14 protein-coding genes are annotated in these 22,622 nt (G+C 59.9%); 11 read left to right on the forward strand and 3 right to left on the reverse strand.

The window, feature by feature from the left end:
- Positions 1 to 3: 3 nt before the first annotated feature.
- On the reverse strand, positions 4 to 2,616 hold the full coding sequence (locus HCK86_RS04445) for an ATP-binding protein (RefSeq protein ID WP_176083263.1): 2,613 nt from the start codon (positions 2,614 to 2,616) through the stop codon (positions 4 to 6).
- 464 nt (positions 2,617 to 3,080) lie between these two features.
- Between HCK86_RS04445 and HCK86_RS04450 the strand changes: the two genes are divergently transcribed.
- Positions 3,081 to 3,443 (forward strand): flagellar biosynthetic protein FliO, encoded by a 363-nt coding sequence (locus HCK86_RS04450; RefSeq protein ID WP_176083264.1) that lies wholly within the window; start codon positions 3,081 to 3,083, stop codon positions 3,441 to 3,443.
- A 245-nt stretch (positions 3,444 to 3,688) separates the two neighbouring features.
- Here HCK86_RS04450 and dksA read toward each other — a convergent pair whose 3' ends face one another.
- Positions 3,689 to 4,108 (reverse strand): RNA polymerase-binding protein DksA, encoded by a 420-nt coding sequence (gene dksA, locus HCK86_RS04455; protein ID WP_141149558.1) that lies wholly within the window; start codon positions 4,106 to 4,108, stop codon positions 3,689 to 3,691.
- A gap of 566 nt (positions 4,109 to 4,674) precedes the next feature.
- On the opposite strand from dksA, the gene HCK86_RS04460 reads away from it, so the two are divergent.
- From HCK86_RS04460 to HCK86_RS04500, 9 genes are all read left to right on the forward strand, one after another.
- Entirely contained in the window at positions 4,675 to 5,193 is a 519-nt protein-coding gene (locus HCK86_RS04460; protein ID WP_176083265.1) for a histidine phosphatase family protein, read from the forward strand.
- Positions 5,194 to 5,473: 280 nt separating this feature from the next.
- A complete protein-coding gene (locus HCK86_RS04465) occupies positions 5,474 to 6,817 on the forward strand; it encodes an extracellular solute-binding protein (protein WP_176083266.1) in 1,344 nt (447 codons plus the stop codon).
- Positions 6,818 to 6,877: 60 nt separating this feature from the next.
- A complete protein-coding gene (locus HCK86_RS04470) occupies positions 6,878 to 8,182 on the forward strand; it encodes a sugar ABC transporter permease (protein ID WP_210259810.1) in 1,305 nt (434 codons plus the stop codon).
- Complete coding sequence (locus HCK86_RS04475; protein ID WP_176083267.1) at positions 8,182 to 9,429, forward strand: carbohydrate ABC transporter permease; 1,248 nt, start codon at positions 8,182 to 8,184, stop codon at positions 9,427 to 9,429. Before HCK86_RS04470 ends, HCK86_RS04475 begins: the two co-directional genes overlap by 1 nt.
- Positions 9,430 to 9,432: 3 nt before the next feature.
- Positions 9,433 to 10,698, forward strand: coding sequence for a hypothetical protein (locus HCK86_RS04480; protein ID WP_176083268.1), 1,266 nt, complete (start codon positions 9,433 to 9,435; stop codon positions 10,696 to 10,698).
- 13 nt (positions 10,699 to 10,711) lie between these two features.
- Positions 10,712 to 11,764 carry an ABC transporter ATP-binding protein gene (locus HCK86_RS04485; RefSeq protein WP_176083269.1) on the forward strand — a complete coding sequence of 351 codons (1,053 nt, stop codon included), beginning with the start codon at positions 10,712 to 10,714 and terminating at the stop codon, positions 11,762 to 11,764.
- A gap of 78 nt (positions 11,765 to 11,842) precedes the next feature.
- Positions 11,843 to 13,321 carry a YcjX family protein gene (locus HCK86_RS04490; protein ID WP_246739448.1) on the forward strand — a complete coding sequence of 493 codons (1,479 nt, stop codon included), beginning with the start codon at positions 11,843 to 11,845 and terminating at the stop codon, positions 13,319 to 13,321.
- Complete coding sequence (locus HCK86_RS04495; RefSeq protein WP_176083270.1) at positions 13,318 to 14,406, forward strand: TIGR01620 family protein; 1,089 nt, start codon at positions 13,318 to 13,320, stop codon at positions 14,404 to 14,406. Before HCK86_RS04490 ends, HCK86_RS04495 begins: the two co-directional genes overlap by 4 nt.
- A gap of 77 nt (positions 14,407 to 14,483) precedes the next feature.
- Entirely contained in the window at positions 14,484 to 15,023 is a 540-nt protein-coding gene (locus tag HCK86_RS04500) for a hypothetical protein (RefSeq protein ID WP_176083271.1), read from the forward strand.
- Positions 15,024 to 15,462: 439 nt separating this feature from the next.
- Here the strand turns inward: HCK86_RS04500 and HCK86_RS04505 are convergent, their stop codons facing one another.
- Positions 15,463 to 15,783, reverse strand: coding sequence for a 2Fe-2S iron-sulfur cluster-binding protein (locus tag HCK86_RS04505; protein WP_176083272.1), 321 nt, complete (start codon positions 15,781 to 15,783; stop codon positions 15,463 to 15,465).
- Between the two features lie 528 nt (positions 15,784 to 16,311).
- On the opposite strand from HCK86_RS04505, the gene HCK86_RS04510 reads away from it, so the two are divergent.
- Positions 16,312 to 22,491 (forward strand): hypothetical protein, encoded by a 6,180-nt coding sequence (locus tag HCK86_RS04510; protein WP_176083273.1) that lies wholly within the window; start codon positions 16,312 to 16,314, stop codon positions 22,489 to 22,491.
- The last annotated feature ends 131 nt before the right edge of the window (positions 22,492 to 22,622 follow it).

The raw sequence follows: 22,622 nt of genomic DNA on the forward strand, positions 1-22,622 counted from the left end.
CCCTCACCCCTCTCGCAGCATTTCCCAGACGGATGCGACGAGCTGCTTCAGATTATAGGGCTTGGGAAGGAAGCCGAACTTGGCGTCCTCGGGCAGGTTCTTGGCGAAGGCATCATCGGCATAACCCGAAACGAAAATGAACTTCAGCTCCGGATAATCCTTGCGCGCCTCGCGCAGCAGCGTCGGACCATCCATTTCCGGCATGACGACGTCCGACACGACGATATCGACCTTGCCCCCCAGCTCCCCGAGAATCTTCAGCGCATGAACGCCGGTATCGGCTTCGTGGACGGTAAAGCCCCGCATTTCCAGCATCCGCTTTCCGGAGCGGCGTACGGCGTCTTCATCCTCGACCAGCAGCACAACGGCCGACTGGCCGGTCATGTCCATGTCCGCTTCGCGAACCGGTGCCTCATCGTCATCGGCGGCAGCTTCGGAGAAAGCCGCGTTGATCGGAACCCCCTTGTGATCGGTTGGCTGATGCTGATGCGTGGCAGCAGCGGCCGCATCGCGCTGATGCCGCGGCAGCAGGATGAGAAACCTGGTCCCCTTGCCGATCTCGGAGACCGGATGAATGAAACCGCCTGACTGTGTGACGATGCCATAGACCATGGCAAGACCAAGGCCAGTGCCCTTGCCGACATCCTTGGTGGTGAAAAACGGCTCGAAAATCTTGTCGAGTACGTCGGGCGCAATGCCGGTTCCGGTGTCGGACACCTCGACCATGACAAAATCGCGCTCCGGTACCTCGCGTGCGCCGAGTGCAGCGACCTCGGAAGCCGGAACATTGCGGGTTCTGACCGTCAGCGTCCCCCCCTCAGGCATCGCATCGCGCGCATTGACGCAAAGATTGGTCACGACCTGACCGAACTGCCCCGGATCAGTCTTTACCGACCAGAGATCACGCCCGAAATCGATCTTCAGCTTGATGTCGGCACCACCGGTCAGCCGCTCGATCATCATGCGCATGTCGTCGATGACATCGGTCAGGTCGACCACCTGAGGCCGCATGGTCTGCTGCCGCGAAAAGGCCAGGAGCTGGCGCACAAGCTGGGAGGCGCGATTGGCATTGCGCTTGATTTCGATAAGATCGGCAAAGTCGGGATCTGCCGGACGTGACTGCAGCAGAAGATGATCAGCCGACAGAAGAATTGCCGTCAGCACATTATTGAAATCATGTGCAATTCCGCCAGCAAGCGTGCCAACGGCATTCAGCTTCTGGGTTCGGGCCATCTGCGCCTCAAGCGCTTTCTGCTCGGAAATGTCGATCACATAGACAAGCGCGACCGCATCATCGGCGCCATTGCTGGCATGCACGAAAAAGCGGAAATGGCGACCATCATCGAGCGCATAACGTGCTTCGAAGGGCACGATCTCGCCCTGCCCGTCGGCGGCGGCCAGAAGTGCGTCCTGCATTTTCGAACGATCGGCTTCATCGATAACCGAAGCGATCTGCGCCTTGGCGCCGACATCCTCGCGCCGGATCAGATCCTTGAACATCGACAGGAATCGGCCATTCGTTGCGATCAGCGCACCATTGCGCGCCACGGTCGCAATCGCCATCGGCGTATCATTGAAGAAGCGCTCGGCCCCGGCGCCCGCCAGGCTTTCATTGTCATGCCGCTTGAGCACGACGGTTCGGCTTTCGACAATATTGCCTTCACGCGCAGTCGTAACATCATGCAGCAGCCGCACCGGCATATGACGCCCGCTTGGCAGGCGCAGCGAAACTTCCAGGCTCTCGCTGCGTCGCTCGCCGGGGGCCGCATAGACCGAACGCAGCAACATCATATCCTCGCCGGTCAGAATATCGCTGAGGCTCAGGGCGCCCGGCTCGAAAGCGGCGAGATCGATATCCAGCCATTCGGCAAAGGTCGCATTGATATATTGGACGGCTCCATCGCCGCTTGCGGTGAAAAAGCCGACCGGCGCATGATCGAGATAATCAATCGCCTTCTGCAACTCGCGGAAATAGCGTTCCTGATCCTGACGTTCCGCGGTGATATCGCGCACCTGCCAGACGTGATGATTGCGCAGCCGGCCCTGATCATTTTCGACCGCCATGAAGCGGGCCGACAGGCGATACCAATGCGGATCTTCGGCACTACCCTGATGGGCGGAAATCGGGCGCGAAAGGCGAAACTCTTCCTGACCATTCTGCCCGCCGCGCACGATATGGCTCAGGCGATAGAGGCTTTCAGCGCTTTCGGCCTCCGCCGAAAACAGCGTATCCAGGCTCTGCACAGCGCCCGCTTCGCCAATCAGTGCCCCATAGGCCGAATTGGTATAGATAGTCCGGTCCCGATGATCGGTGATGATCACCGCTTCGGGATACTGGTCAAGAAAGCCCTTCGCAACCAGCCGATTGCCGTCGGAAGGGAACATGCGCACAAGGCCGAGGACAAGCGAGACGATAAAGAACACACCAATCACCGCCAGTACCGCCAGCGCGATCAGATAGGTCTCCGCTGTGAAAAAGGTGCGATACTGAAAATAGAGCCCACCCAGAACAGCCAAGCCAAGAATCAGCAACAAAACACGCAGGGCAAACCCCGTCCACCGTCCGCTGACCACGACCGGTTCATATCCGTCTTTCTCAGGCTTCACCGCCTTCATGATGTCCTCATTCCTTGTCGACAGCTGAGCGCCGACACTTGCAACCCCATCTTACGGGGAACAGCCCTGCAGAGGAGATAAGCCAATCCGACAGAGCGAAACAACAGTATTGTCGGGGTGAAAATGGGCGAAAAAGCTTAATTTTGGGTTTTGTCGCCGCACGCCCCGCATCGAGGCTGCAAATGCGCTTCCGCCGATCCAGGTCCCGCCGCCAGAACACGCACATATTGGTGACAAACACCTGCCGCAATAGTTTGGCAAATCGGCCAGGAAGTCATCTCCGGGCAATTGCCTCAAATTGAGTTTTTGGCCATATATTAAGAAGCATATCATTACCCTCAAAGGTCGAATCAGCCAAAGGGTATCCATCTCAGGATTGAGGCAATCAATCTTCGCTGCTGGGATCCGGGCCGCAAAGGCGATCTGAGCGGAAATGTGACAATTGGAAAGGAGCATGGGGGCAAATGCTGCAGTCTCTGTTTGACGAGACAATCTTCAATTATCCGGCGATCGCTATCGTCGTGATTGTTCTGGCGATTGCCTGCATCTGGCTCTTGCTGCGCCATCGTCCGCCGGCGCCCTTTATCCGCGGTGGACGAAACAGGCGTCCGCGGCTGCTGGTGGTTGACGCTGCCGCCGTCGATGCCAAGCGACGGGTTGTGCTGATCCGCCGCGACAATGTCGAACATCTGGTGATGATCGGCGGCCCTAACGACATTCTGCTTGAAACCCGCATTCCCGCCCCGATCGGCACGCGCCATAGCGACGATCAGGCACGCAAGTCAGGCAATGGCGACGTCAGTATCAACGAGGTGCCACCCCAATAGGCATAAGGGGCGGCGCCGCGCGCCGCTTCCCGTCACGCGCAAATCATCTATTCACGCGTTGAGATCTCGCCTGCTCGGGAAAATGCGCATTGTAGAAAAGGAAAGGCCGCCCCCAGCGAAAACGGCGTCGGATGAATACGCCGCCCGATATCCGAACTGATCGCGCGATCGACAGCCAGGCGGACCAAAGGCGCCGCCAGAAGCAAATAGCCGCGCCTGATCAGCGCGGCTATTTGAGGGTGATGCTACTCGTCCCGATAGACTTTTTCGCGTCTCTCGTGACGTTCCTGTGCCTCGATCGACAAGGTTGCGATCGGCCGGGCGTCCAAACGTTTCAGACCGATAGGCTCGCCGGTTTCCTCACAAAAGCCATAGGTTCCATCATCAATACGCCGCAATGCCGCATCAATCTTGGAAATGAGCTTGCGCTGCCTGTCTCTGGCGCGAAGTTCGATGGAACGATCGGTTTCGGAGGAAGCACGGTCCGCCAGGTCAGGGTGATTGGCACTTTCCGTGGCAAGATTTTCGAGCGTTTCCCGGGCCTCGCGCAGGATGTCATTTTTCCAGGCGATCAGTTTGGCGCGAAAATAGGCTCGCTGATTGGGATTCATGAACTCTTCGTCATCGGAGAGAACATAGCGACTAAGGTCAATGCTCTTGTTCAAAGCCATTCTCCTGAACAATACCCCACGCCGCGAGTGTATAGTCAAAGCTGGCGCGTCATTCAAGCCTTTGCTTTCGATTTGGGCATTTACAAAACTGTCAAAAAAATAGGCTTCCATGCTATATTTTTGTCAATTACAGTCGTTTTGCGCGAAAAAAATTCAGTTTTTCGGTTTTCTCCCGGTGTCCCGCATAAAGAAAGCCTGATTTCCGATGCAATTCTGCTGCATTGATGGGCATCACAAAATTCGTTTTTTTCACAGGTTTCGTGCATTTCTCTCCCGTATGAAGCGCAACCTAATCAGCGAATCGTCTGACGGTGCACTGATATTTATGTGAGCGCCAACAAGGGGATTGCGCCGTCGCCTTTCTCACGTCATCCTGCGCCCGCCCACCGCCACAGGACGCAGCAAGGCAGTGACACCGCCGAAGCGTGCCCCGCCTGCTGAAATGACGCTTGCCATCTTTCGGCATTGGGCGCATTGAGCTATGCGACACAAGACCCGACCCCGTGACGCCTCGATAAAACAGGCCAGCCCAGAAGCGTTTTGCTTCTTTGAGATTGACGATGACGCCCATCACGCCCCCTCCCCACAGGCTCTTCCTCGTACGCCATGCACAGGCCGTCTGGCCGGAACCGACAATGCGCGATTACGACCGGCTGCTCTCGGCCCGCGGTGAAATCGACGCCGGGCATATTGCCGGGCGACTGGCTGCGGCGGGGTACAAGCCGGATCTGATTCTGTCGTCATCCGCCATGCGCTGCCGGCAGACCGCCGATGCCGCCTACCGTGCGCTCGGCAGAACGCCGCGTGTGCAGTTTTCCGATGATCTCTATCAGGCCGCCCCGATCACCTATATCGAGATGATCGAGGAGATTGATTCCTATGAGAGCATTATGGTGGTTGGCCACAATCCGGGTATCGAGGAAATTCTTCTGATGCTGATCGGATATGAAGCCTTCAACCGGGCCTGCCCTTATGGCTACCCGACCGCCGGTGTCGCGGTTCTGGACTTCACCGGCCTTTCCGAGGGCAAGCCCGACGACAGCCCACAGTGGAAACTGACAGAATTCCTGACCCCGTAACTTTTGCCCGTTCCGGGCATTTTCTGAAATCATTTTCCTCGACACTTTATTCCGCCCCTTGAATTGACACCACTTCGCCTTGACTCACCGTCAATGCGCGGTAAAGTTTTTGCGTCGGCAGCGGTCCCGGATCCAAATTGGGATACAACCGACTGGCGCAGGCGGCCAAGCGCGGGGAGTAATGCAAAGCCACCTGCATTTCGGGACATCATTCGCTCCGGTAGCCAAGCGGACCGGTATCCTCCGGCCGCGACACCTTGAGGAATGTGGGAGGAACACGATGAGGATCCTTGCTCCGTTGGCGGCAGCACTCGTGCTGTCGGCAAGTGGTATTACGTTGGCTCATGCTGACACAATTCGCTTCTGGACGACCGAGGAACAGCCGGAGCGACTGGCCAAGCAGCAGCAGATTGCCGATGCCTTCAAGGAGGCGACCGGTAATGACGTTCAGGTGATCCCGGTCACCGAAAGCGAACTTGGCACACGCGCCACCGCCGCCTTTGCCGCCGGTGATCTGCCCGATGTCATCTATCTCACACTGCAATATGTGCTGCCCTGGTCGGAAGCCGGCATTCTCGATGTCGAGACCGATGACGAGATCGTCAAGGATCTTGGCGCCGATACATTCGCGCCGGGGCCGATCGAAATGGCACAGTTTGACGGCATGACCGCTGCTGTTCCCGTCGACGGCTGGACGCAGATGATCATCTACCGCAAGGACCTTTTCGACGAGAAGGGGCTGGCGCCGCCGAATTCCTACGCCAATATCGAGGCCGCCATCAAGGCCCTGCACAATCCGCCGGATATGTATGGCTTTGTCGCCGCGACCAAGATTGACGAGAACTTCATGAGCCAGGTGCTCGAACATGTGTTCCTCGCCAATGGCGTCACACCTGTCGATGCCAATGGCTTCAAGCCGCTTGACGAGAAGAAAACGATAGAAGTCCTTGATTTCTATAAGACACTTGCCGACGCATCACCGGCCGGCGAGCTTTACTGGCAGCAATCACGCGCGCTCTATTTCGATGGCAAGGCCGCCATGATCATCTGGTCGCCCTTCATTCTGGACGAACTTGCCGGCCTGCGGGATTCCGCGCCGCCGACCATCAATGACGATCCGACCTCGACCGAACTGGCGCAGAAGACCGATGTCGTCACCACGCTGTCCGGCCCCTCAAATCCGGAAGGCTCGGCCTGGGCGGATGTGCGCTTTCTCGGTGTGACGGCGGATGCCAACACAGATATCGCCGCCGATTTCGTCAAGTTCTCGATGGATCAGGGCTATCTCGACACGCTGTCCATGGCGCCGGAAGGCAAGTTCCCGGTCCGTCGCGGCACCGCAGCCGAGCCGACGAAATTCGTTGACGGCTGGGCCAAACTGCCTGTCGGTGTCGATCGCAAGGCGCCGCTTGCCGATCTCTATCCGCCGGAAACGGTTCAGAAGATCGTCACCGGCCTTGAGACCGGCAATCGCTGGGGCGTGAAGGAAGGTCAGCTGGCATTGGCTTCGAAGATGATCAATGCCCAGATCTTCAATCAGGTCGTCCGCGAATATATCGATGGCGAAATCGACGGCCCCGATGCCGTGGCAAAGCTGAATGACGAGCTTTCGCAGATCAACTGATCGGACAGCGCCGGGCGCCGCAAGGCGCCCGGTCCATCATCTTCAGTGAAAGGCATTTTCATGTCCGATGCGCCGGCCAAAAGCGCCACCAACGCAGGTCCGCCCAACAGGCTCGGGCGGATGGCACGGCGCGAGATGCGCTTTGCCTATGGTATGCTTGCCCCGACATTTCTGATCGTGCTGGCCGTGGTTCTGCTGCCGCTGATCGCCAATTTCTGGATTTCCTTCAAGCCGGTTCAGCTGTCCGACCTGCGCGCACCAACGCTCTCGGTCAATGAGCGCCTGCGCGGCAAGCTGGACACGGCCGGGGACACGGCCGAGATCGAATACCGGCTGCGCAACACATCGCAAAAGGCCGTCATCGCCGAAGCGGGCTTCACCGATACACTGCCCGAAGGTCTGGTGGTCTCCGATCTTGATCCGCGTTGCACGCTTTCGGGTCAGGACCTGACCTGTAGACTGGGCGACGTTCCGGCGCGGTTCCGTGAGGACATCAAGATCAAGGTCACGGCTGGTGAGGCCTATATTGCCAAGCCGGTCAATCCGCGTGACAGCGAAGCAGCAAGCTTTGGCGATGCCGATAACGTATTGACCAACATGACCTTTACGCTGGACAATTACCGCAAGGTCTTCTCCTCATCCGACTTCTGGCATGTGCTCCGGGTGACCTTCTATTACACGGTTTTCGGCACGCTCAGCGCCCTCGTCCTCGGCCTGTTCGCAGCACAGCTTCTCAACCAGCATTTTCGCGGCCGTTCCATGCTGCGCGGCCTGTTCCTGTTTCCCTATGTCGCGCCAGTGATCGCGGTCGCCTTTACCTGGATCATCCTGCTCGATCCCTATTCCGGCACGCTGAATGCGCTTCTGGTGCAGGCGGGTATGATCGGCACCCCGATCGATTTCTTCGGCCAGCGCTCCGTCGATATCAGTCTCTTCGGTTTCACCTTCGGCTTTCCGGTGGCGCTCACCACCGTCATTGCCTTTGAGGCCTGGCGCTATTTCCCGCTCGCTTTCCTGTTCATACTGGCGCGCATGCAGGCGCTTTCCAGCGATGTCTATGAAGCGGCCGAAATTGACGGGGCGACGCCGCTGCAGCAATTCTGGTACATATCGCTGCCGCAGCTGATCGGCATTCTGGCAGTGCTGTTCCTGCTGCGCTTCATCTGGACCTTCAACAAGTTCGACGACATCTTCCTGCTGACCGGCGGAGGGGCTGGCACGCGCACCTTGACCGTCGACGTCTATGAGCAGGCCTTTGCCATATCCAATCTCGGCGCGGGCGCGGCCGTCGCCGTTGTCGTCTTTGCGGTTCTGCTCGCCTTCTCTCTGCTTTTCTTCACCTTCTCGCCACAGGATGACGGCTGATGCGTATCGGAACAGGTTTCCTCGCCGCCCTTGTTGCCGGCGCCGTCTGGGGCGCGGTCTGGATGATTGTATTCGGCCTTGTGCTGACCCTGATCACCGGCGCGCCCAGTGCTCCGCCAGTCGGCGTCGCCGCACTTTCCGGCGCCATCGGCGCGGCGATCATGTCGCTTTCGCCGGTCAGAAGCCGGTCCAATCCGGACGGGCGCGGCGCATCACTGCAGATTGCCGTGCTAATCGCCATTGCCGCCGTGCTTCTGGCGCTCACCTTCGGCCGTCCCTTCGGCATTTCCTTCGATCAGTTCGCAGCTCTGCAGGTGATCGGCATGCTGCTCTTCATTCTGTCGACCTGGTGGACCATTCACGCCGCCATTTTTGATCAGCCCTCGGGCCGGCTCAACCGCTATCACCTTGAAACCGTGATGCTGCGGGTCGCCAAAGGCTTAGGCCTGACGCTGTTTGCCATCGTCGTTGCCCTGCCCTTCTACGTCATGGTGATGACCAGCCTGAAAAGCCAGCAGTCGCTGATCTCCAATCCGCTCGATTTCTCGCTCGATCTTTCGCAAGGTGTCGGCAGCCTGTTTCGTTCCTATGTCGAACTGTTCACCAACTATCATTTCGGCACCTTCCTGATGAATTCGGCCATCGTCTCGGTGGCGACCGTCATCATCACCCTGCTCTTCGCCGTTCCCGGCGCCTATTCGGTGGCGCGGCTGAAATTTCCCGGCCAGGCCTTTCTGTCACGCTCGATTCTGCTGATCTACATGGTGCCGGCGATCGTGCTGGTGATCCCGCTCTATTCGGTCTTCTCGCAAGTGGGGCTGCGCAACTCGCTGGTCGGGCTGATGATCGTCTATCCGGCGACCACGATCCCGGTCGCACTTTATATGCTGCAGGGCTATTTCCGCGGCCTGCCCTCGGAACTGGAGGAAGCAGGCCTGATGGACGGGCTGAAGCGCCCCGGCGTGATCCTCAAGATCACCCTGCCGCTTGCGCTTCCCGCGCTTGCCTCAGTTGCGCTTTACGTTTTCATGATTGCCTGGAACGAATTCCTCTTCGCCTTCATGTTTCTGGACGACATCAACATGTTCACGCTCTCGCGCGGCGTCGTCTCGCTCAATTCCTCCGAAGTTCCGCGCCAGCATCTGATGGCCGGCGCCGTGATTGCCACGGTGCCTGTGCTGTTCATCTTCCTGTGGTTCGAGCGCTTTCTGGTTTCGGGCCTCACTGCCGGCAGCGTCAAGGGATAAACCATGCCAAAAAACCTCAAGGAGCAGGCGAAGGCGATCCTGCGCGACAATGATCGCGGCGGATACACCGTGCCGACAGCCCGGCTCTATCCCTATCAGTGGAACTGGGATTCAGTCTTTGCCGCGCTCGGCTTTGCCACCTTCGACCGCAATCGCGCATGGGAGGAGATCGAGACGCTGTTCTCCGGCCAGTGGGATGACGGCATGCTGCCGCATATCATCTTCCACAAGACCGATCCGGATTATTTTCCCGGCCCCGAACTGTGGCAGTCCAATACCGTGCCGCCAACCTCCGGCCATTCTCAGCCACCGGTCGCGGCAAGCGCAATCCTGAGCCTGATGCAGACCGGCGGCGCGATGGACCGGGCCCGGGCCAAGGCGCTTTTGCCAAAGCTGATCGGCTATCACCGCTGGTTCCACCATTTCCGCGATCCGGACGACACCGGTGTCGTCGGCATTATTCACCCCTGGGAATCGGGACGCGACAACTGCCCGGACTGGGATGTCGGCATGAATGCCATCGCGGTGCCTGATGATCTCGGCGATCTGCCGCGCCGCGACATCACCCATGTCGATCCCTCGGAACGACCGACGGCGGAGCAATATAACCGCTACCTCACCATCGTGAAATTCGGGCATGACTGCCACTGGGATCACCTCGAGATCGCCCGCAACGGCCCGTTTTTCATGGTTGACCCCTGTGTCCAGTTCGCGCTGATGCGGGCCGATCACGATCTGGCACAACTCGCCGATGAATTCGGTGCGCCGGGCATTCGCAACGAGGCCGAGACCTGGATCAAGCGCGCCAAAGCGGGGTGTTCATCCTTCTGGAGCGAGGAGGCAGGCGGTTTTGTCGCCAAGGATCTGCGGTCCGGCACGCTTTCAACGGCGCTGACAAATGCCTCAGCCATGGCTTTCTACGCCGATGCCGGAACGGATGAACAGCGCCGCCGGCTGCTGTCAGAAATCACTGCCATTCTGGACGAATGCGTCTTCGGCTTCCCGAGCTGGGACCCGCGCGACAGCCGGTTTGAATCGCGGCGCTACTGGCGCGGCCCGATCTGGTCGGTCGTCAATTACATGATCGCGATCGGCCTTGCCGAACAGGGACATGCGGCGCTGTCCGACCGGCTGCGCGACGACACAAGCCGCGTGGTCGAGCAATCCGGTTTTTATGAATATTTCGATCCGCTGACCGGCGAAGGACTGGGAGGCAAGCTGTTCACCTGGACGGCGGCCATTCACCTTGCCTGGGCGGACAAGGCTTGAGAGGAGACACGACATGGGTGCCATCCGGCTTGAAAATGTCGAAAAATGGTTTGGCGAGCTCCAGGTGATCAAGGGCATTGACCTTGAAATCGCCGATGGTGAATTCGTCATCTTTGTCGGCCCGTCCGGCTGCGGCAAGTCAACACTCCTGCGCATGATCTCCGGTCTTGAGGAGACAAGCCGCGGCCGCATCCTGCTCGATGGCGACGATGTCACCGACCGCCTGCCCTCCGAACGCGGCCTGTCGATGGTGTTCCAGTCCTATGCGCTCTATCCGCATATGAATGTACGCGACAATATGGGCTTTGCGCTGAAAACCGCCGGCAGTCCGAAGGCCGAAATCGACGAAAAGGTCACGCGCGCTGCCGATATCCTGCGGCTGGATGACTATCTCGAGCGCCGCCCCAAGGCGCTTTCGGGCGGCCAGCGTCAGCGCGTGGCGATCGGCCGTGCCATTGTCCGCGAGCCGAAGGGCTTTCTGTTTGACGAACCGCTGTCCAACCTGGACGCCGCACTGCGGGTTGAAATGCGCTTCGAGATCGCCCGCCTGCACGAAACGCTGGGCACGACCATGATCTATGTGACCCATGACCAGGTTGAGGCAATGACGCTTGCCGACCGGATCGTGGTGCTGAAGGACGGGCAGATCATGCAGGTCGGCACGCCACGCGATCTCTATGAACGGCCGGACAATCTGTTCGTCGCCCAGTTCATCGGCTCGCCGAAAATGAACATCCTGCCCTGCACCACATCCGCGGGGCGTTTTGCCATTCCGGATCACGGCGGCGGCCCTCTTCCCGGCCAGAAGATGGGTGAAGCCACCATGCTCGGCATAAGGCCCGAACATATTGATGTGGTCACACCCGGCGACGGCATGGTCCAAGGCCGGGTGGAGATTGCCGAATATCTCGGCTCCGACACCTTTCTCTATGTCGACTGCGGCACGGCAGGGCGGCTGATCGTCCGGGTTGCCGAAATCGAGCCCGGCATTCGCGGCCATGAGATCGGTCTTTCCTTCCGCACGCAGCATCTGCATTTCTTCGATGCGGCGGAACTGGCCCTTTGATGCACGGCGCGAGATGAAGCCTTTTTTCCGGCCCGGCATTTTCCTATATTGTGTCCAGCAATATAGGAAAGCCTGCCCTTGACGCCCCTCAGCATTTCCCTTGGCGACAGCGCCCGCATCGCGATCGACAACATTACCGACCGGGCCGGCGACATGATTCAGCCCACCCTGAGGCTCGGCGTGACCGGACTTTCGCGCGCAGGCAAGACCGTGTTCATCTCGGCCCTTGTGCATAATCTTCTGCATGGTGGACGCATGCCGATGTTCGAGGCGATGCGCGCCGGACGGATTGCGGCAACGCGGCTGGAAGAGCAGCCAGACGAACATATCGCCCGCTTCGACTACGAAACCCATATCGAAAGGCTGCTTGACGAGCGCGTCTGGCCAGAATCCACCCGTGCCATTTCCGAATTGCGCCTGACGATTGAATTCGAAAGCACCAGTCGCTGGAACCGCCTATTGTCCCGTGGCAAGATCGCCATTGATATTGTTGATTATCCTGGAGAATGGCTGCTTGACCTGCCGCTGCTCGGCCAGGATTTCTTCGAATTTTCCCGCAAGACGCAGGCGCTGGCCAGCGAAGGCATCCGCGCCGATCTGGCGAAGGACTGGTTCGCTTTTGCCAAAGGCCTCGACTACAACGCCCCGGCGGACGAGAAGACCGCGCGCCGTCTGTTCGAGATCTTCTCGGCCTATCTGGCGGCATGCCGGGCCGATGAGCGCTCGCTTTCGACATTGCCGCCGGGGCGCTTCCTGATGCCGGGCGATCTTGAGGGATCGCCGGCACTGACCTTTGCGCCACTCCCCGATCTGCCGGAAGGCCGGACCAGACGCGGCTCGCTTGCTGCCATGATGGAAAAGCGCTTCGAGGCCTATAAGGCCCATGTGGTCAAACCCTTCTTCCGCGATCATTTCGCAAGGCTGGATCGCCAGATCGTTCTGATTGACGCGCTTCAGGCGCTGAGCCGCGGCAATGAGGCGGTCAGCGATCTCGAGCGGGCGCTGTCCGATGTGCTGGCCTGCTTCCGGCCCGGGCGCAACTCCTGGCTCTCAGCCCTTCTCGCCCGGCGGATCGACCGCGTGCTGATCGCGGCGACCAAGGCCGATCATCTGCATCACGAGAGCCATGACCGCCTGGAACGGCTGACCCGCAAGCTCGTTGACGATGCGGCAAAGCGGATCGGTGCCACTGGCGCCGGTATCGAGGTCATGGCGCTAGCTTCAGTGCGCGCCACCCGCGAGGCAACGGTGGAAAATGGCGCGACGATCCTGCCCGTGATCGTCGGCACCCCGATCGCAGGTGAGAAGATAGGCGGAGAATTGTTTGACGGTACCCGCAAGACCGCCATTTTTCCGGGTGATCTGCCCGCCAATCCGGATGCCTTCTTCCGCATGCTGAAAAAGGGCGGCGCGCCGCAAAAGCCGCTGGCCGAAATCAACGCCATCCGGTTCCGCCCGCCGGAACTGGAACCGGCAGACGAAGGCGGCGATGTGACGATCCCGCATATCCGGCTTGACCGGGCACTGCAGTTTCTATTGGGAGACCGGCTGCGATGAGCGACCAGAAAGACAGCCGCCGGCCGGCCGCCTTTGATCTTGAAGGTGCCGAAAAGAAGAGTGAGGCAGCACCTGCAGAACCGCGCCGGCCGCAGCATTTCGAAACGCCATCGGTGCGGCTGACACCGGATGAGGATGATCCCTTCATCCGCGAGGCGATGGCGGCGGAACAAGACGACGTCGTCACCATGCAGAAGCGGCGCTTCACATTCACCAAGCTCGCCGCCCTTGCCTTCTCGATCGTGCTCAGCCTGGCGATCGGCCTGGCGCTCGATGATCTGGTACGCAGTCTGTTTGAGCGCGCCCCCTGGCTCGGCTGGCTGGCCCTTGGCGCAGTGGTCGTCGGTGTTGCCGCCGTTCTGGTTGTTCTGGTGCGCGAGGCGATCGCCATCTTCCGCCTTGGCGCGATCCAGCACATCAAGCTCAGGGCCGCAGAGGCCCATGGCGGCGCCGAGCCGAAGAAAGCCCGCACCGTCGTTCATGAGCTCGAAGCGCTGCTGTCTCACAAGCCCGAGACCGCGCGCGGCCGCGAGCGCCTGAAACAGACCGAAGACGAGATTGTCGACGCACCGCAACTGATCGAGCTTGCCGAACGCGAATTGATGAGCCCGCTCGACCTCAAGGCCCGCAGCCTGATCGTCGGCGCTTCCAAACGCGTCTCCGTCGTCACCGCCGTCAGCCCGCGTGCGGTCGTTGACCTTGCTTATGTCGCCTATGAATCCATCCGCCTCGTACGGGCCATGGCCGAGCTTTATGGTGGCCGTCCGGGCTCACTCGGCATGTTCCGGCTGGTGCGTGACGTGCTGGCCCATCTCGCGGTCACCGGATCGATTGCGGTCGGCGACGGCCTTGTGCAGCAGGTACTGGGTCACGGCATCGCCTCGAAACTCTCCGCCCGCTTTGGCGAAGGCGTCATCAACGGGTTGATGACGGCGCGAATCGGCATTGCCGCCATGGATCTTTGCCGCCCCATGCCATTCCGCGCATTGAAGCGCCCCGGTATCGGCGATTTCATCGGCGATCTGGCACCCGGTGCGAAACGCGACCTTGAAGGACGGCCCGATCCGGGCAACACCAAGTCTTAACCAATCGCAGGCATGCTCTGAGCTCCGAAACGGCCGAAACCGGTCGCCCACGCCTTGACTGTGAGCGGGAGATGACCATGCCGACATTCAGGTCCGGAACGATCCGGCTTGCTGCCGTTGCCCTGCTGATAAGCAGCCTTCCAGCCAGGGCGGAATCCGAAGGCAGCAGCTTTTTCACCGCCGTCGCCGGTGCATGGTCAGGCAAGGGCGAAATCATCGAAGGCACGATGAAGGGAAAGCGCTTTTCCTGTTTTCTCGATGGCACTCCGCTTGCCGGCCAGCAGACTGGCTTCTCGCTTAACGGCAGCTGCAGATCGGGCCTGTTCAGCAAGCATGTCGAGGCGATCTTCGAAAAGGACGATCAGGGCTTTACCGGGCGCTTCCTCGATGGCGCCGATGGCGAAGGTCTCGACGTCACCGGCGGCAGCGTCACCCCCCGTCAGGCCGTCCTGGATATCAGCCGCGAGAATATCGACGGCGCGCTGATCACCACACTTGACGGTGATGACAGACTCAACATCACCATTTCACTGTTTGGCGCTTCCCGGCTCATCCCCGTGATCGAACTGTCGATGGAACGGACGCTCGATTCTCATACCGTTGGCGCAATCAGGTAAGGGCCAGAAAAACAACCAGAGATCAACGTCAACAAAATTTTCACAACCCAAAAAAAGCACCAAAATACCTGAAACAATCAGACTAGATTAAAAACAACCATTCGTTGAAATTTCTCGCCAGTTATGCGTATTTTTGACAAAGACAACGCAAGCATAACCGTAAAAATAGCAATCGAGGATTACATTATATTTTGCGTCAACTTTACCGACGCATGCACTGCGAATTTTTTTTCTTAGATAACCTTGCTATCGCCACAAAGAGCCCTATTACTAATAGTAACCCGATGCACTGCATCGTTTATTTTGACGCGCCGGAAAATCCTACGGATTTTCAGCCCCTGAAGAACGGCGCGTCTTTGCCTCGCTTTTCGTTCCCCCATCGGAAAGCGAGGCTTTTTCATGCGCCATTTACAGGAACGGACCCCGTCTTGTGCTGAAATCAGCCTTGACGTTCGGGAACGCGCACGACCAGGCCATCGAAAGCGCCAGTCATCTTGATCTGACAGGAGAGCCGCGAGTTCGGGCGGACGTCGAAGGCGAAATCGAGCATGTCTTCTTCCATCGGCTCAGGCTCGCCGACCTTCTCGATCCAGGCCTCGTCAACATAGACGTGACAGGTTGCGCAGGCGCAGGCGCCGCCGCATTCGGCCTCGATACCCGGCACGCTGTTGCGAACCGCGTTTTCCATGACGGTAGACCCTTCCTGCACGTCGAGTTCATAAGGCGTGTCGTCATTGGCGATGATTGTCAGTTTCAGCATTTTAAGGACTTCCGCATTATTTTAGTGGCAGACATGTTTATGCGCCTAATTCAGGGAATTCGGGGAAACAGTCAATATAATATGGGTGGTCCAGCGACCGCTTTCGACCCGTCCACAGCTCAGAACCGTGAACGAAGCAAAGGCCTCACAAAAGGCGTATTATGGTTAATATTTGTTAAACGTCGGAATTTGATTGGTTTTTGGACACTGGAATTCCGTTTGGGGCCGTCCAGCCCGCAAGCCCCTGCTCCTGAACACCGGATCCTTGTTGTATGGATTTTGTGAATATGTCATTAGAAAACAGGGTAATCCCTTGAAATAGCAGACATTTGCCGTTTCAACAGGTTCCAGGCAGGTTCTCCGGGCTCCTGCGAAGACGGCAGAAGGCCATCTTCTCAAAGGTTCCGGCGCGTATCGGAAGGGGAATCTCCCCGGTCGGGCGTGAAGCAGTAGAGGAAATGATCCGAACGCGATCCAGCCCTTCAATGGGGCTGGCTGGCTGCGGATCGCGTGTCACGAGGCGTATTCATGGCTAAACAACTCGGCGAAACCTCGCTTGACGAGAAGGCAATCAGTGCACTGGAAGATGCGCTCGAATTTGACCTGACCGAAGGCGACGAACCGCAGCAAAAGCAAGCCGACGCCGCGGTCGAGCGCGACGCGCCAGCCGCTTCTGACGACAGCCACCACAAGCAGGACGCTCCGGCACGACCGCCAAAGAACGAGGCGACGAAGCGCGCCACCTCGTCCCATCCCAAATCGCCAGAATTCAAGCCCGCCAACGATCCGGGCCGCTTTTCGACACACAACATATTGCGCGCCTTTGACAGCCGCTCGATCTTTCCGGTTCTGAAGAACGTTTCGATTGCTGCCGTGATCTGGCTGATCCTCGGCCTTGGCACAACGTTGCTGATTTTCGGCTCAGAAATTTCCGCGGCGCCATCGCTGCGCGCGATTTTCGCCATTGACGGCATGGGCATCGCGCTCGTCCTGACCTTCATTCCGATCTTCCTGCTGTTTGCCTCCACCATCATGATGGCGCGTGCGCGCGACATGCATGAAGCCGCTCGCTCGATGGCAGAAGTGGCGCTGCGCCTGGCAGAGCCGGATGAAACGGGTGTTCAGCAGGTTCGCAGTGTCGGTCAGGCCGTCCGCCGTGAAGTCTATGCCATGAATGAAGGCATCGAACGCACGATCGCGCGGGCGACAGAACTGGAAAACCTGGTCCATTCGGAAGTCAACGCACTGGAACGCTCCTATGCGGATAACGAGATCCGCGTTCGCAATCTGGTGCAGGAGCTTTCCGCCGAGCGTGAAGCCGTGATCAACCACGCCGCACGGCTGCGCACATCGATTCTTGGCACCAATGATCAGCTGCGCAAGGATGTCTCCGCCGCCATGGACGAACTGACCCGCACGGTCAGCACCGCGGGCGACGGCGTTGCCGAAATGCTTGAAACGCGCGCTGCGCAGATCGAGGAACGGTCCAGCACAGCGGCTCACAAGATTGAGGAAAGCCTCGATCAGCGTTCCGCCTCGCTGCAGGAAAGCTTTGATCGCGCCCACTCCTCGCTGTCTGACCTGTTCGAAAACCGCTTCGAAACCATGACGTCGCAGATGACGGATACCAGCCGCGCGCTGATCGGCGAATTCGAGACCAGAGCGGCCTCGTTCAGTCAGGACGCAGAGCGGCTGAATGCCAGCCTTGCCGAGCGCAGCCGCGAACTTGACGACATTCTGACCAATCGTGCCCGCGCACTTCTCGATGCCGCCGAAACAGGCGAGAAGTCGATGAGCGAGGCGCTTGACCGCATCATGGGCGGCCTTTCCGCCACGATCAGCCAGACCCAGGCAAACTTCAATCAGCAGCTCGGCGAAGCCAGTGCCGAGATCGATCGCCAGATCGAAGAGCGCGGCAACTTCGTCGACCAGCGCCTCGAAGCCTCGATCACCCGCTTCTCGGCCAATCTCGGCAACCGCCTCACAAGCTTTTCCGATGGCATCGACGAGCAGAGCAATGCTCTTGAAAGCAGGCTCGACAGCAATCTCGGCCGCCTCAACCAGGCGATCGTCGAGGGCAATTCCTCACTCGATTCGCTGCTGTCGAACGCACGCGACGATTTCGAGCAGCGCTTTGCCGAACAATCCCTGGCACTCGCCGCAACGCTTGGCACCAGTGAAGATGCCATTGCCCAGACGCTTGATTCGGGCGCCAGCCGTATCGATGAAACGCTCGGTCAGGGCCACCGGCAGATCGCCTCGTCGCTTGATACAGCATCGAGCCGCATCGAAAGCACGCTTTTCGAACGTTCCGACAGCTTCAGCAAGAATGTCGAGGCTGTCGAAAGCCGCATCGCCACGACCTTTGAGGAAGGTGGCAGGTCCCTGCGTGAAGCCTATGAGGGTCAGCAGACCCGCCTGGAGACCAGTTTGCGCGACGGCGCCGAGCGCATGGAACAGAGCCTTGATGGCCGTATTGAGCAGTTCGACAAGAGCCTCGACGGCCGGGTCCGCGAACTCGATACCGCCCTTGGCGACCGCCTGATCGAACTCGACTTCACCCTCGACACCAAGACCGACCGCATCGAGCAGACACTGGACGACCGCCTGACCAGGCTCGACAGCCATCTCGACGAGCGCATCGACCATATCGGCCAGGGCTTTGACGGCCGTATCGAGAAACTCGACAGCCGCATTGGCGAATTCGACCGCAGCTTCGACAGCCGCATCGAAAAGCTGGACAGCAATCTCGACGGCCGCATCGACCAGATCGGCCAGAACATTGACGGTCGTATCGGCCAGATCGACAGCCGCATTGGTGAATTCAACCAGAGCCTCGACAGCCGCATCGAAAAGCTGGACGGCAATCTCGACAGCCGCATTGACCAGATCGGACAGAGTTTCGATGGCCGCATCGGCCAGCTCGACAGCCGTATCGGCGAGTTCGACAAGAGCTTCGACAGCCGGATCAACCAGATCGGCGACAGCTTCGACGGCCGCCTGCAGCAGCTCGATGGAACGCTTGAAAACCGCATCGGTCAGATCGGCGAGAACATGGACGGGCGCATCCGTCAGCTCGACGGCAGTCTGGACGAGCGGATCGGACGTTTCGACCAGACGCTCAATTCCCGTCTGGAACACCTCGACACGCAGATTACCGACGCCGACACCCGTATCGACGCGACCATGGCGCGCGGCAGCAAGGCGATGGAGACGGCCCTGTCCCAGCAGGTCGCCCAGCTGGAATCCACGCTGACTGAGGAAACCACCAATATCAGCGCCACGCTGGCGGCAACCACCAGCCTGCTCGAAATGTCGCTCGAAGGCCGTGAAGAGGCCCTGCGCGAGATGATCGACAAGTCCGGCGAGGCCCTCGACCAGCGCCTGCGCGGTTCGGCCGGTGCCATTGCCGACAAGGTCGGCACGGCTGCCAGACTGATTGGCCAGTCGGCGGAAGCCATGACCAGCCGGGTCGAGAACTCCTTCCAGGGCATCAACCAGACGCTGACAGACAATACCGGGCGCCTTGATGAACGGATCGAAAGCCTGAACACGCTGGTCAACGAAGGCACCAAGCGCGTCGAGAGCACAATCACCGCCACCGGCGAGAAACTGGATGAGGCTCTGAACCGTCACGCCGCCTCTGTTGATTCTTCAGCGCGCAACGCTTCGGAAAAACTGACATCGGCGCTTTCCGACTACGCCCAGCAGATCGACGGCGCTGGCGACGAAGCCCGCAACCAGCTCAACCACACGCTGGAGAGCCATGTCGGTCGCATTGACGCGACGACCGCTTCTGCCCGCCAGCAGATCGATGCGACGCTCAGCGCCCATACCGCACGCATCAGCGATACCGGTGAGCAGTCGGCTCAGCGCATGGAAAACCTTCTGTCGTCGCATGAAGAGCGGCTCAGCGGCGCCTATGCTGCCCATGCCTTCCAGATTGATGAGACGAGCGAGCAATCGGCAAACCGCCTCGATCAGATCCTCAGCGGCCACGCCAATCGCTTTGACGCCGCTACCGCCAATGCGGAGAACCGTCTCGACCAGACCCTCACCCACCATGCAGGCAAGGTCGAAGAGGCAAGCCGCGGCACGGCAGAGCGGGTTGCAGGCGTGATGAGCGAGCAGACGCGGATGTTCGAACAGGCCAGCGAAAATGCCAGCCTGCAGATTTCCGACACGCTGTCGAACCATGCCCGTGCTCTGGCCGAATCCGGCGCGCAGATCGACACCCGGCTTTCCGGAATGCTGGATGAAAAGACCCGCAGGCTGGAGAATGCCGGCCAGGCCGCGAGCGACCGCATCTCAGAAACCCTCGAAAACCAGCGCGATCAACTGGAACGGACCATCGACAATGGCGCCGGTCATATCGGTGAGCGCTTCTCCACGCTGGAGCGTGCCCTTGATGCCGGACTTACCAATGTCAATCAGGTGATGCAGGATCAGGTCGGCCGCCTGACCGGCGATCTGCGCAGCACGCTTGCCGAAACCTCAGCCAGCATGAATGCCGGAGCGGAACAGGCCCGCATGCTTCTTGAAGAGGCCGGCCGTGATTTCGCCGAACAGCTTTCGGCCACCAGCGCATCCTTCATGCAGAACCTCGAAAGCAGCACAAGCGGCATCTTCGCCCGCGCCAGCGATCTGCAGAACCGGCTTGCCGCACAGGCCGAGGCTGCCGGTGAAAGCGCCAGCGAGAACAGCAGCCGCATTGCCGAGATCATCGCCGCAACGATGCAGCGCATCGACAGCCAGGTCGGTGCCATCCGCCAGACGATCAACGGCGCCGAACAGCAGCTTGCTGTTCGCACCGAAGATCTGAATGCGATGATGAACACCTCTACCGACAAGCTGGCCGAGGAACTGCAGAACACCGAGCGCAAGGTCGCCGAACGCAGCGAATCCATCCGCGTCAATCTCAGCCAGCAGACCAGGGCGCTTGAGGAAACGCTGGGCGCCGTCGACCGCGCCCTGCAGGCCCGCAGTGCAGCCATCAGCACGACCCTGGACGAGCGTGCCCGTGACATGAATTCCATGCTCGCCGGTCATGCAAGCGACCTCAACACTCTGATCGAGCAGAAGGCGCGGCCGCTGATTGCAAGCTATGCCGGCACGGGCCGCCAGGCAGCCGAGGAAATCAGCCGCGCCGCTGCGGATGCAGGTGACAGCCTGCGCAATGACAGCAATGCGCTGGCGGAAAATGTGAAGGCACTGATCAACTCGCTCGGCATCAGCCAGTCGCAGCTCAGCGAGATGATCGAGAAAGCCTCGGCCGACCTCTCCGTCGCCGATCGCCGCCTCGCTTCGACCGCACAGCAGCTGATGGGAACATCTGCCAATACCGCCGAAAACCTGGCCCGTTCCGGCCAGATGCTCGACGACAAGATCGCACGTCTCGATCAGTCGAGCAGCGGCGCGCTTTCGGCCATTTCCGATATTGCCAGCCGGATCGACAGCCATTCGTCGATCCTCAGCCAGGCATCGCTGCTTATCGAGAAGGCGCAGTCGGGCCTGTCCTCGACGCTGGCCGAACGGCAGACGGCGCTCAGCGCGCTGTCCGACGAACTTGCCGCACGCTCCGGCGAGATCGAGCATGCCCTCAAGGCTGCAGCCGAAGCCGTCGCCGCGTCGATCAGCGACACCCAGCGCAACAGCGAAGCCATGGCAACGCGTCTGCGCTCCGGCATATCCGCCTCCATGGAAGATGTCGGGCGCACCGTCACAGAGGCTGGCAAGGCATCGGAACTCTCCGCCAAGACCATCCGCGAAACGCTGAAGGGCTCCGTTGAGGATGCGGCTCGCCGCTTTGCCGGTGCGACGGAAGAAATCCGCAAGATCTCGACAGAGATCCGTGATGAACTCGACACGACCCGCATGGCAGTCAAGCGCGGCATCCACGACCTGCCGGAAGAGGCTCGCGAATCGGCGACTAACATGCGCCGCGCCGTCGAGGATCAGATTCGGGCATTGAAGGACATTTCCGGCCTGATCAGTGCCTCGCGCCAGCAGATCGCTCCGGCCCCCGAGGCCCAGCCGGCACCTGTAAACGTCGCTCCTGCACGCAGTGAACGGCCGAGCATGAGCCCGCCGGCCGGTTCCCTGCCCCAGCGCCCCTCCATGCCGCAGGTCAGCGACATGCCGCAGCTGCGTGGCAGTGCGACGACCGCGCCGGCAGCAATGCCATCCCTGTCGTCCACCTCTGGCCAGGCCGCCGCGGCGCCGCGTCAGGCAACATCGGCATCGGCAGCACCAAGCGGCGACGGCTGGATCAGCGATCTTCTGCGCGCAGCGGCGCGGGAGGAAAGCGCCCCGCGCGGCGTCCAGTCCGCCCCGCGCCAGTCCGCCGCCGACCGCAAGCCAAATCAGGTGGTCGATTCGCTGAACTCGCTGTCCGTCGACATCGCCCGCGCCATCGATCACGATGCATCGGTCGAGTTGTGGCGCCGCTATCAGCAGGGCGAACGCGACATCTTTACCCGGCGCCTCTATACGCTGAAGGGCCAGCACACCTTCGACGAGATCAAGTCGAAATATGAAAGCGATCGCGACTTCCGTACCGCCGTCGACCGCTACATCGCCGATTTTGAAAAGCTGCTCGCCGATGTCATGGATAAGCATCGTGACCGCGCCGTCGTTCAGACCTATCTGACCTCGGATACCGGCAAGGTCTACACCATGCTCGCCCACGCCTCAGGGCGCCTGCGCTGAGGCAGCCAGACCCCGTCAAAGAATTTGAAAGGCGCCTCAGGGCGCCTTTCTATTGCTGACAAGGTCATGCTGATTGCCCGTTTGCGGTGGGCCCCTCCGTCGTCATCCCCGTGCTCGTCACGAGGATCAAG

It is taken from the genome of Martelella sp. HB161492 (assembly GCF_013184775.1).
GTDB lineage: Bacteria > Pseudomonadota > Alphaproteobacteria > Rhizobiales > Rhizobiaceae > Martelella.